Genomic DNA, 11657 nt, shown 5'->3' on the forward strand with positions numbered 1-11657 from the left:
CTTTGGAACACCTCGTATGTTATCAGGGGGTGCTTTCATTTTCAAAGCGCCAATTTATTCATTACAGGAATGCTCCTGGAATATAAGCGCTTAATCTACTGGTGCTGCATGGTCAGTTAGCCGAAACCATGAGAGAATATCTTTATCATAAGCAGTGAATGGAGGTATCGCCGTGACCCGGCAAGAACAACAGGCTATCGTGGCTGAATGTAGGGCCAACGGCATCGCTGCTTGAGGATTTCGTGCCTTGGTGAGTAAAACTGCCGGACAACTGTCGAAAAACAAAATAGCAATTATTGTGCGAAACCCCGGTACGACAAGTAAAGTCATACCGGGGTTTCAGTTGTAAATGCACCCTAAGATTGAGCGGTTACTTTTAAGGGTGTACAGGGCATTTGCAAGGGATAGGTTATGGTAACGTAAATTGATGAAGAAGAGTGCCGACTAGACGAGGGAGAAGTGTAAAAAAGAAACAAAAATAATGTTACAACGAGGATTTTTTGGGGGTCAACAAGAATGAAAGTTTGATAGTAAAATACACAGGAATTTCAGGTTAATATAAGGAGTAAGTAATACTAATGCATAGTTTAAAGCAGGAAAATACAAGTCCCCTAATACTTATAGTAGACGATGAGACAGATCTGGTTAGTGGCCTAAACATCCTCCTTACCGCAGCTAAATTTAGAGTAGTCAGCGCAAAGGACGGCGGAGAAGCACTGAGTGTTTTCAGAACAGAAATGCCTGATCTTGTTGTTCTGGATCTCATGCTTCCTGTTATGGATGGCTTAGAGGTTTGTCGGGAATTACGAAAGAATTTCGATGTGCCTATTATTATGCTAACTGCTCGAGACGATAGCCTTGACAAAATTTTAGGACTGGAATTTGGCGCCGATGACTATATAACAAAGCCCTTTAATAGCAGGGAGTTGGTGGCACGCATCAGGTCAATACTACGTCGTACTAACAGACAAAATTATGGTTCAACCATAACGGTGGGTAACGGAAGGGTTCGCATTAATCTTAACGAACAAACCGTTGTTGTAGCTGGCGAACAGATTACCTTAACTCCCAAAGAGTTTGATTTAATAACTCACTTAGCTCGTCACCCTGGACAGGTTTTCTCACGTACTAGTTTGCTAGAAATTGTCTGGGGTTACGATTTTCCCGGTGATTTGCGAACGGTAGATGTGCATGTGAGAAGATTACGCCAAAAGTTAGAGTCAGACCCAGCAAATCCAACACTCATTTTGACAAGGTTTGGTGTAGGCTATGTGTTGGCCAAGTAGCAAGTATAGTCTGCGCTGGCGTCTGGCCTTTAGCTATGCTGCAGTGTCCATGGTTGTTACTGCACTTCTGACGGGCATGGCGGTGCAGACTTCTATGAACAAATCAATGGCCTCACAAAAGGAGAAATCTCTCTCTTCAATAGCAGGGATAGAAGCTGCTTTTTCTAACTCTCTGATATCTTCATTAGATCCTGCTAAATCGGCCAAACAGCTTGGGTTATCTGCCGGTGGAAGGATTTTCTGGCTAGGGCCAGACGATCGAGTTCGAGTGGATGGCTATGGTGACACCAGCTTAAGTGGTCGACTCCTCCCCCTACCATCGCAACTACAGAACCCTACCGCTACAAATACTGATATTTTTGATTCAGGAGAGAGTTGGATAGCATACACAACAACACCTTTAAGAATTAAGGAAAAATCATCAGGCCGCCTGTTACTTATACAAGATCTTTCTTCACTTCGACATGAGTATGACGAGCTAAGGCAACGACTCTGGTTACTTGGCGGAATGGTTTCAATTATAATTGCAGCGTTAGGTATACTTTTGGCTGACTCTATGTCGAGGCCGCTTGAAGAACTTACCGGTGCAATAGAACGGGTCCAGGCAGGGAAATTAAAACAATCAGTTCCCGTAACTGGGAGTTTGGAAACTGTAGCTTTAGCAGAAGCTTTTAATAAAATGGCTGCCCGGGTTGCTAGTTTGGACGAACAAAGACGTGCTTTTATCGCTGACGCCGCTCATGAATTGCGTACTCCGCTGGCCTCTCTACAGGTATTGGCGGAAGGAATTAATCAGAATGCAGGAGCCAATCCAAAGGAACTTAATGCCTTTGTTCGGCAAACTGATCGACTTAGCCGTTTAGTTAATAGTCTGCTGCTTCTAGCAAGACTAGATAATCCGGAATTTCACATAACAAAAGTACCACTTTTGGTTACCAATCTGATAGAGGAAGCCATCTGGGTAATAAAACCACTGGCAGCAGAACGGCAAATCAAATTAAACATTGAATCTTCAGGGGAAATTTTGATTGTGGGTGACCCTGACTGGTTACATCGGGCTTTGATTAATGTCCTTAGCAATGCGGTTTACTACACCCCAGTCGGGGGTCTAATTCACCTGAAAGCAGAGTTAAAGCATAGCTTGGCTTACATCATCATAAAAGATTCGGGACCAGGAGTATCACCAGAAGTGTTAGCCCAATTAGGGACTAGGTTCTACCGCCCAACTGCTGCCAGAGAGAGAAGTTCCGGTGGAACCGGCCTTGGCCTGTCCATTGTCAAGGAAATACTAAACATACATAAAGGGCAGTTGGAATTTTTATCATCTCCAGATGGAGGTCTTATTGTTCGAATGATTATCCCAGTAATATCCTCAGAAGTCTCAAATTCTGTCACAACTTTGTAACATCTCGAAACAAAAATGCAAAATTAAAGTGTTATAACTGAGATAAGGAGGTTGAGAAACATGAAAAACAGTAGATTTATTCGCCCTGCTATGCGAGGAGCGGCAATGAGCGGAATCATTACCGCGGTGATTTGGTTAAACCAACCATTACAACTGCCCTTTTTTAATCAACTAGACGCAACGGCCCATGCACAGTCAGTCGATACCGAGCAAGCCCCATCTTTAAGCGAACTGCCGGGGGTAAATGCCATTGACTTCAAAGGGCAGGGAAAGCTTGCATTTATATCAAAAGGACTGCTTTACGTCCTTGATGGAAATACAAAGGAGGTAAAGCAACTTACCGAATTTGGTAGTGCTCTGAAACCCGTCTGGTCTCATGACGGTGAGTGGTTAGCATTTAAACTAGTAACCGATAAAAATTCCAAGACTGGACCCCTTTGGCTGATTCGTAAAGACGGTACCCAGGCTCATCAGGTTCAAGGATTACCCGGAGCGGTTATGACTCAGTTTTCTTGGTCTCCTACTAGTAACACGCTTACAGTAAGTAGCGAAGACGGTCTTTGGTTGGTATCAACAGAAGGCACACCAGTTCAGTTGGTCAAAACACCGAACCCATTTCCCAGCTTCTGCTGGTCTCCTGATGGAAAATCCTTAGCCTATAACATTAGCCTTCCCAACGAGAAAACAGACACTAGGGATGATCATCTTTTTACCGTAGAAATTGACGCGGGCAAACCAGTTAAGCGCCTGCAAACTCCCGATACAGGCATTAAATTGGCAGAATGGCAACCTGATGGCAAAGGACTAATCTTTTGGCAGATACCGCTACACAGCGCGTCGATCACAGCGGATGGTGTTAGTCTATATTGTCTTCAACTAGATAATAGTCAACCTAAGCTACTAACTACAGGTTTAACCTACAAAGAGTGGCATTCTTTTTCACCTGAAGGGCAACTTTTGACGGTGGAAGGTGTCGATCGTGTCGTTTGGGCTAACAAAAGTCTTACTGTGGTTAATCCGAATTCTGGACAACAGCAACATATAGCAAACCCTAACGGCTATGTTGCGATTGACCCTCACTTTTCGCCCGACGGCAAAAATATAGCTTACGTTGCTGCCAGGAACCTGGGCAGTGATGTTTGGGGATTTGGCAAAAAGGATGCTCTTAAAGATTGGATAAATTCCCGGACACTATATATAGCCAGTGCCGACGGTTCTAATGCCCGTGCATTGCCAGTGGCAGGACAAGGGATTTATCAACCTACTTGGTCCAAAGATGGGCGACACATTTTATTTGTAAAAAATAAAGCTCTCTGGATCGTCAATATTGAGGGTCTAAAGGTTGAGAAAATACTTGATTTAGACTCTGACCAAGAAGAAGAATTCGGATTTTATGGCTTTATATCATACGAAGATTATTTTTCATGGTATAAGGGCTAGTATTTAACCATGGATTGAATTTAAAATATTATTATACTAAATAAGTAAATTGTACCCATTGCTTACAGCCTACCTAATTGAATAGACAGGCAGTTCAACCCATCGTGGTTGGCTGCTTTATTTTTTTCAAGGACGGTGGACAATGACAGCAAAAAGGGCCATTAACAAAGAGTGTTTATCTTTGTACGGCCCTTTTTTGATTTCCTGTTTCGTTTTGCCGTGATTAGGAAGATAAAAGCTATTTTACCCCCGTTCACCGTAGCTTAAAGTAATCCCGGATACCTTTGACAATCCCCGACACCGCTTTGTTTTGAAAATCCTGCGATTTCAATAAAGCTTCTTCTTCGCCATTGGAGACAAAAGCTAACTCCACCAGAATACTGGGGACTTCTTCTGGTTTTAACACCCAAAGGTTGCCCTTTTTAATACCGCGATCGGTTCGTCCTAGTCCTACCGCTAGATCTTTTTCAAACACTGAAGCTAGATCCGCATATTCATCGTACCGGTACCATGTTTCCGTTCCATGGGCCTCTGGGGAGTCTGCGGAATTCACATGGATACTCAAAAACAGATCTGGGGCTTTATCATGACTTAGTTCGGCCCGGTCTTCCAACTCGACAAAGGTATCATCGGAACGAATTAATATGGTTTCAATCCCCATTGCCTTAAGTGCACTTGCTAATTTCAAGCTGACACTCAGCACGACGTCTTTTTCCTGAACGCCCGCATTCCCGATGGCCCCTGTGTCTTTTCCACCATGCCCCGGATCGATAATGATTCGCAGTGCTTTGCGGTCGAAATCGACGGAGATGCCGGTGGCTGTCTGCGAGATCGTATATTTGATTCGGGTCCCAGTATCCGATTCTGCGAGATCATAGACGATGCGAATGCCTCCATCGTCTCGAATTCCCAGGCGGACACCGTTCACGGGGCCACCGGTTACAGGGAGGTTTCCTTTGGAGATATCGGTGGCTACATTCGACAAATCAACCACAAGCCGATGTGGGTTCGATAATTCAAAGGCTTTATATGTAACATTGGCCGCACCAGTTATGTCCAATGAGAAAATACCGGCTCCCGATTTATATACACGACTGAGGCGGGGTGTCAAACCCTCCGGGCTGGAGGTTGTTCCGCGCGAGGGTGAATCCGGTGGATTTACGGGACTTGGCGCGGGTGTCCCGGGATTATCAGGCATCGAAATTTGGACCTGTCTCGTCGCATCATCAAAGTTCACCGTACATCCAAAGAGTTCGGCCACAGCCCGGACGGGAAGAAACACCCGGTCATTCATCAGCTTGGCCGGAACATCGATTTCCTTTCGGCCAAAGGTTCCGACGATCTCCTTGGAATCGACGGTCATTTGAATCACCGTAGAACCCTTTGTGACCACGGCCGTTTTCGTTTCGCTATACCAATTCACGGTTCCGCCGAGTGATTCGGAGACGGCTCGGATGGGGACAAGAACACGGTCATTACGTATAACTGGTTGCACATCCGAATTAATGGGATTTCCGTTTACCACGACACTCAAGTTAGGCTGGGCGGCAACAAGCATCGGTGTCGATAATGTAAAAATAGAAATCATAAAGGCGAAAACAATGCTGCGAAATAAAGCGTTCATGAATAGCCTCCGAAGATATAGTCTACAAACCCTACGTGTTTGCGAAAGGGTTAACCCATGCAGATATGTAATATAATATACCGATAAACAGGATTAGGTAGTCCATATATCTAAATAATCGCAGAGAACCCTAATGTAATTGTAACGCGATCTTTTACGAATCGTTTTTATCAGTTATTAAGATTTTATGAAGAAAGTAGGATGACACAAGCGGTATGCTTGATACGTATAAGTTATATTCTTAGTTAGCACGTCTTTAATTGCCCCTTTGCCATTTGTTCTCCCATGAGCCCTGTTACCGGATTGATCGCACAATAAAATACATGAAAATATATGTATGGGATCAAAGGATTTTTTTCACTCGTACTGAAAGAGATAGAAGGATAGATTAATGCGTCTAAAAGGTAGGGATGGGTTTTATACTTTGGTTACCTGAGTGACAAATATATAAAGAATTGTTTTTAGCCAAGACAATAGCGAATTGCTAGATGCCTGATTACAAGGAGAGATGTGCATATGGGGTATGTACGCCATCTGTTATCAGCCGCTATTATTGTCTTTACCATTGTCATGCCGGCGATAGCAAGTCAAAAAGTACCGGTACATGAGTATGTAATTGGAATCAACATGGAACTCTCCGGTGATGTTGCTCCATATGGACAGTCGGTTTCGAATGCCATAAAAATTGCGGCAGATGAGATCAATAAAAGTGGTGGGATCTCGGGGAAACAGATCAAGTTGGTTGAATACGACAATAAATCCGACAAGGATACGTCATTAAACGTTGTTAATCAACTGATTACGCAAGACAGAGTGGACGCAATCATTGGTCCGCTTACGTCAGGGAATACCTTACCGGTGGTACCTATCGTTGAATCCAAGAAAGTCCCTGTCTTGACTCCAAGTGCTACGAATCCTGATGTAACTGTTAATCCCGTCACCAAGAAGGTAAAGAGTATGTATTTCGTGCTTGTTTCCTAGATGCTTTACAAGCGAAAGCGGCGGCACAGTTTTCCTTAAGATATGGACAAAAAGCAGCAATCCTAACTTCTGCCAATGATGAATATTCTAAACTACTGGGAATGTTCTTTAGAGAAAACTATACCGCTGGCGGTGGTGTCATCGTTGCAGATGAAAAATTCATTAGTGCGGACCAAGACTTCAGCGTTGTTTTAGCTAAGATACAAGAGAGCAAACCAGATATCATCTACCTTCCGGCTTACTACGAGCCAGTTGCCGAAATAGTAAAGCAAGCTCGCCTCTTAAAGATGACTACTCCTTTTATCGGATCCAATGGATGGGATTCTCCCAGATTGGTCGAATTGGCGGGTAAAGAAAACGTAAACAATTGCTTTTTTACAAATCATTTTATCCCCGATGACCCTGACCCGGCAGTTCAATCCTTTGTCAATGCCTATCGTGCAAGATACAATCAGACTCCGGATACCTTAGCCGCTTTAGGTTATGATAGTCTGAAAATCATCGCTGATGCGATAAAGCGAGCTAATTCTGATGATCCTATTACCATTAAGGACGCAATCGCCTCCACGAGAGACTTCCGAGGAATCACGGGGAAGCTATCATTTAATGAATACCATAACCCTTCAAAAGAAATCGTGAGTATTGAATTCAAAGACGGTAAGCAATCCTTCAATTCCAAAATAACAGCAAAATAGATAGGACCCTTCCATGACCTATCCAAGAACCCTCAGCTCACTTCAAGAGAGGAGGGTTTTTTGTGTGTGGCGTTGCTTTATTAGCACGCCAAGGCTCACCCAATACGGTAAAGTCGTTTCGGGAGGCGCTGGTTACGGAACTGGCAACCGCGTAAGTCTTCGAACAAAGGGCAGGGTGCCTGATACAGATAAAAAAGCCTGGCTGAATGGATTCAGCCGGGCCTTTTGGCTTATGAAGTCTCTTTGGGCTATCCAGGGAGAGGGTTATCATTCGACCTCCCTGGGCAAACCTCGGCTGACCTGAATCTGCTCGGTCAGTGCCTTTCCCAGCATGAGCTTACTGCCGCGAACTTCTACCAGCATCGGCCCGCCGCTGCTCTGGCAGACCATAACGGGGGTACCGGGGAGCAAGCCCATTTCCTCTAATTGTCGCTTTGTTTCGGAAGAGCCTTCTATTCTTTGGATAAAGACCCTTTGACCGCGGGTCACTTGATTCAATGAATTCATCATGCTCACTACCTTTGAAATATCCTCATGTTAGCGCGGGAAGCTTAGAATGATTAAAGAGTCAACGTTGCTCCAGGTTCACAAAATAAATTTTAGCAGATAATGAGAATCAATGTCAATCGATGTTGCTGCCTAAATCACTGTTACTATTTAATCTTGTATGGAGATGTCGAGCTCACGTCAGTCAATAAATTAGCGCCTAGTGCTGCTTTCGAATGTCACTGACCTTTTCAAAAATCCTGAGAATAGAGCATCCCCGCTGTCGGTGACTAAAGTTAATAAATGTAATCTCGAAAAAGGTGGCATAAGCCGACATTATTTTATTGTTGCGCTCTGGTCGAAAGGACCGTGAATATAACTACTGGGCAAAAATAAAGCGGTCGTTCGTAGAGAATTACGAATGACCGCTTTATTTTTAAAAAAGTAAAACCAAAATGAAATCTCCACAATTTATAATAATCTCTTTGATACACTGGTAAGGAATTAAGCACACTGCGAAAACCTGAAACTGGAGTGTTTAGCCTGGAAAACAAAAAACGCATCATCGATGCCCACAACATCATCAAGGAATATCAAACGGGTACAGAGCTTTTGCGCGTCCTCGACGACGTGACTATTACGGTAATGGAAAACGAATTCACGGCGATCTTAGGCCCCTCCGGTTCCGGCAAATCCACGCTGATGAACGTCCTCGGTTGCCTCGATCGGCCCACTTCCGGTACATATTTTTTGGACGGTGTGGACGTACTTCAAGCGAATGAGAAACAGTTGGCCCATATGCGGAACCAAAAAATCGGTTTCGTCTTTCAGAAATTCAACCTGCTTCCTCGTTTGACGGCGATTCAGAACGTGATGCTGCCCCTTCTCTACCGGGGAATCGACGAAGCAGATGCCTTTGAGCGGGCGAAAGAGAAGCTTGTCCTGTTGGGATTGGAAAACCGGCTAAAACACCGCCCCAACGAATTGTCAGGGGGGCAGCAACAACGGGTAGCGATTGCTCGTGCCATCGTAGGAGACCCACCCCTGCTTTTGGCCGATGAACCGACCGGAAACTTGGACAGCAAATCCAGTTTGGATGCCATTAAGATATTTCAAGATCTGCATCATCAGGGGAATACCATCCTCGTGATCACCCATGACAGGGATGTCGCCGAGAAATTGCAAAAGGTTGTGTTTATCCGAGATGGAAGACTCTATGAAAACTAAACTTCAACACATTGCCCAAGCGATCAAAGCGAAAAAATGGGTCGCTTTTGCTGTTGTTGCTTCTCTCGTCGTTGCAGGCAGTTATGCCGCATGGAACTACCAGAAAAGCGGCCCCAAGACAGAGATTCAGTACGAACAGGCAAAAGTGAAACGGGGAGATATTGTCGTTGGCCTTCAATCGGATGGAACGATCAAATTCTCTGAAGTGACCTTGCAGTTCAATGTCAAGGGCAGGGTGAATAGCGTCCTTGTCAACGAGGGCGACATGGTGGAGGCCGGGGCTGTCATTGCCCGCCTTGACGATAAAGACTACCAAGACCAGTACGACCTCGCCATCGCGAAACTCAATGATACCCAAGAGCAGAGCCGCACAAGCAAAAACTCGCAGTACACCAGCCTGATGGATGCGGAATTAAAGCTGAAACAGATGGCAACGAACCTGCAAAAGTTACGAGATGACTATGCCATGATGCAACAGTTGCCTGATGCCTACAGTGCCAATGATATAAAATCCAAAAAAGCCGATCTGGAAAGTAGCGAAATCGAGTACAAGAACCAGCAAAAAAAGTACGAACTGTCCAAGGCGGAATATGAACGGAGCGATTCCTTCGCCCAAAGCGAAATGTCTGTAAAAATGGCCAAGGAAAACTTAGAAGATACCGTGCTGTATGCACCGGTATCGGGTAAAGTCTTAAAGCTGGTCAAAAAGGCAGGCGAGAATGTGGCGGAGGATCAGGACTTCGCTGTAATCCACGAAAACAACGAGATCGATGGGACGACTAAAGTGATCGAATACGACATCGGCAAAGTAAAAATTGGGCAGAAGGTAAACGTCGCCGTCGACGCCGTTCCTGACAAAAAGTATGTAGGGGAAGTCACCAAGATCGACCACCTCCCCTCGACAGACTCGTCGGGGCTTGTAAGCTATCCTGTAACTGTTCGGATTACGAATGCTGATGACGATCTGCGCGACGGTATGACCGCCAGTTTCACCTTTGTAATCAAAGAGGTCGATCAATGCCTGAATATCCCCTCTAGTGCCGTCAAAATGGTTGACGGTAAGCAGGTCGTGACTGTGCTCAATGATCAAGGTGGGATGGTGGAAATACCGATCAAAACAGGCTTCTCCGACGGGACGACTGTTGAGGTACTGGAAGGTCTGAAAGGGAATGAAACGGTCGTCATCCCCAAAAAGCAGAAAGCTGCCGTGACAGATGCGAAGAATAGCACCCAAAGTACCACCAAAAACACTACCCAAGGGAACAACCGGAGCGGCGCGGGAAATAGCGCAGGCAACAGTGCAGGTGGTTTCCGATGAAAGCTCGGCAACTGATCAAGCTGGTCTTCATCAATATCTACCACAATAAATTTCGCAGTCTGCTCACCACCCTCGGGGTGATTGTCGGCACGGCGACGATCTTCCTCGTCGTCGCTATCGGTGCCGGCGGGGAAGCCCAAGTGAATCAACAATACTCCAAGCTCAATGTGGGCACGATTATGGTCACTTCGGCCACACGAGGAAAGGTGAAAGACCCACTCACCAAAAAAGATGCTGAACGGTTTACCGAAAGCGCCCATGTGGCCTCGGCCTTTCCGGTGGTCAATGGATCCGGAACGATGAAGTACGGGAACTATGGCAACAAAGGCTCCTTCTTCGGGATTGTTCCAGAGTATCAGGAGGCCAACCACCTGAGCGTTCAAATTGGTCGATTGCTGGAAGATGACGATGAGAGCAAGCATAATCGTTTTGCCGTCCTCGGCTCTGACTTTGCCAATACCTATACGGATGGCAATCCCGATGAAATCGTGGGCAAAAGCATTGAGATCAACAGTCGAACCTTCGAGGTCGTCGGCCTCTTGAATCGCGTCGGCGATTCGGGTTCCTTCATGAGTTATGATGACTCTGTATTTTTACCTATGAGCGTGGCCGAGAAATACCTGCTGGGGAACCGATCGAATCCCAACATTACCGTTGTCGCTAAAGACTTAAACTCCGTTTCTTCCGCTATTGAAGATATCAAATCGATCCTCGATGAAACCCACCGCTTGGGCGGCTCCGATCAATTTCGCATCGTCGATGCCGGGAGCCGGTTGGCGTCAGCCCAATCGACGGCCAAAACGATGTCGATGCTCTTGCTGTCCGTTGCTGTTGTCGTCCTCATCGTCAGCGGGATCGGCATCATGAACGTCATGTTTGTGACCGTCAAAGAACGGACCAAAGAGATCGGAACGCTCAAAGCGATTGGGGCCACACGCTCCGAGATTCTCAGTCAGTTTTTAGGTGAGGCCGTCGTCATCAGTTTTGTCGGCGGCATCTTGGGCAGTATCATCGGCTACGGCATGGTCCCTGTGCTCAGTTACTTTGAACTGGCGGCGCTGCCAACCTTAAACGGCTTGATGCTAGGTCTTTTGTTCTCCGTGGTTACCGGTGTGTTTTTTGGATTCTATCCCGCTTGGAAAGCGGCCGATCTGAATCCGATTGAGGCATTGCGCTATGAATAAGCGAGGGGAAG

General features: G+C 45.7%; 9 protein-coding genes and 1 pseudogene. 8 read left to right on the plus strand and 2 right to left on the minus strand.

Going from position 1 to position 11657, the window contains the following annotated elements; translation table 11 throughout:
* Window positions 1-578 precede the first annotated feature (578 nt).
* From GJ688_RS05155 to GJ688_RS05165, 3 genes are all read left to right on the plus strand, one after another.
* Window positions 579-1286, plus strand: a complete 708-nt coding sequence (locus GJ688_RS05155; protein WP_155475487.1) for a response regulator transcription factor — start codon at window positions 579-581, stop codon at window positions 1284-1286.
* A 94-nt stretch (window positions 1287-1380) separates the two neighbouring features.
* Complete coding sequence (locus GJ688_RS05160) at window positions 1381-2691, plus strand: sensor histidine kinase (RefSeq protein ID WP_170291687.1); 1311 nt, start codon at window positions 1381-1383, stop codon at window positions 2689-2691.
* Between the two features lie 60 nt (window positions 2692-2751).
* A complete protein-coding gene (locus GJ688_RS05165) occupies window positions 2752-4131 on the plus strand; it encodes a PD40 domain-containing protein (RefSeq protein ID WP_155475489.1) in 1380 nt (459 codons plus the stop codon).
* 253 nt (window positions 4132-4384) lie between these two features.
* Here the strand turns inward: GJ688_RS05165 and GJ688_RS05170 are convergent, their stop codons facing one another.
* The gene (locus tag GJ688_RS05170; protein ID WP_155475490.1) at window positions 4385-5755 is read right to left on the minus strand and encodes an N-acetylmuramoyl-L-alanine amidase family protein; all 1371 of its coding nucleotides are present in this window, start codon (window positions 5753-5755) and stop codon (window positions 4385-4387) included.
* A gap of 516 nt (window positions 5756-6271) precedes the next feature.
* Here GJ688_RS05170 and GJ688_RS20940 point away from each other — a divergent pair.
* Window positions 6272-6736 carry an ABC transporter substrate-binding protein gene (locus GJ688_RS20940; RefSeq protein ID WP_155475491.1) on the plus strand — a complete coding sequence of 155 codons (465 nt, stop codon included), beginning with the start codon at window positions 6272-6274 and terminating at the stop codon, window positions 6734-6736.
* A 23-nt stretch (window positions 6737-6759) separates the two neighbouring features.
* Window positions 6760-7431, plus strand: a pseudogene (locus tag GJ688_RS20945) (ABC transporter substrate-binding protein); the annotation flags it as partial.
* A 267-nt stretch (window positions 7432-7698) separates the two neighbouring features.
* Here the strand turns inward: GJ688_RS20945 and GJ688_RS05185 are convergent.
* On the minus strand, window positions 7699-7938 hold the full coding sequence (locus GJ688_RS05185) for a FeoA family protein (protein ID WP_235910796.1): 240 nt from the start codon (window positions 7936-7938) through the stop codon (window positions 7699-7701).
* 540 nt (window positions 7939-8478) lie between these two features.
* Between GJ688_RS05185 and GJ688_RS05190 the strand changes: the two genes are divergently transcribed.
* From GJ688_RS05190 to GJ688_RS05200, 3 genes are read left to right on the plus strand one after another with little or no spacing between them, the layout of a single operon-like run.
* Entirely contained in the window at window positions 8479-9144 is a 666-nt protein-coding gene (locus tag GJ688_RS05190; protein WP_170291718.1) for an ABC transporter ATP-binding protein, read from the plus strand.
* On the plus strand, window positions 9134-10462 hold the full coding sequence (locus GJ688_RS05195) for an efflux RND transporter periplasmic adaptor subunit (protein ID WP_155475493.1): 1329 nt from the start codon (window positions 9134-9136) through the stop codon (window positions 10460-10462). Before GJ688_RS05190 ends, GJ688_RS05195 begins: the two co-directional genes overlap by 11 nt.
* Complete coding sequence (locus GJ688_RS05200) at window positions 10459-11646, plus strand: ABC transporter permease (RefSeq protein WP_155475494.1); 1188 nt, start codon at window positions 10459-10461, stop codon at window positions 11644-11646. Before GJ688_RS05195 ends, GJ688_RS05200 begins: the two co-directional genes overlap by 4 nt.
* Window positions 11647-11657 lie beyond the last annotated feature (11 nt).

Source organism: Heliobacterium mobile (assembly GCF_009720735.1).
GTDB lineage: Bacteria > Bacillota > Desulfitobacteriia > Heliobacteriales > Heliobacteriaceae > Heliobacterium > Heliobacterium mobile.

What these genes read in the sequence shown, in the direction of transcription:
- GJ688_RS05155 (WP_155475487.1), top strand. Translation starts at nt 579, where the DNA reads ATGCATAGTTTAAAGCAGGAAAATACAAGTCCCCTAATACTTATAGTA.
- GJ688_RS05160 (WP_170291687.1), top strand. Translation starts at nt 1,381, where the DNA reads ATGAACAAATCAATGGCCTCACAAAAGGAGAAATCTCTCTCTTCAATA.
- GJ688_RS05165 (WP_155475489.1), top strand. Translation starts at nt 2,752, where the DNA reads ATGAAAAACAGTAGATTTATTCGCCCTGCTATGCGAGGAGCGGCAATG.
- GJ688_RS05170 (WP_155475490.1), bottom strand. Translation starts at nt 5,755, where the DNA reads ATGAACGCTTTATTTCGCAGCATTGTTTTCGCCTTTATGATTTCTATT.
- GJ688_RS20940 (WP_155475491.1), top strand. Translation starts at nt 6,272, where the DNA reads ATGGGGTATGTACGCCATCTGTTATCAGCCGCTATTATTGTCTTTACC.
- GJ688_RS05185 (WP_235910796.1), bottom strand. Translation starts at nt 7,938, where the DNA reads ATGAATTCATTGAATCAAGTGACCCGCGGTCAAAGGGTCTTTATCCAA.
- GJ688_RS05195 (WP_155475493.1), top strand. Translation starts at nt 9,134, where the DNA reads ATGAAAACTAAACTTCAACACATTGCCCAAGCGATCAAAGCGAAAAAA.
- GJ688_RS05200 (WP_155475494.1), top strand. Translation starts at nt 10,459, where the DNA reads ATGAAAGCTCGGCAACTGATCAAGCTGGTCTTCATCAATATCTACCAC.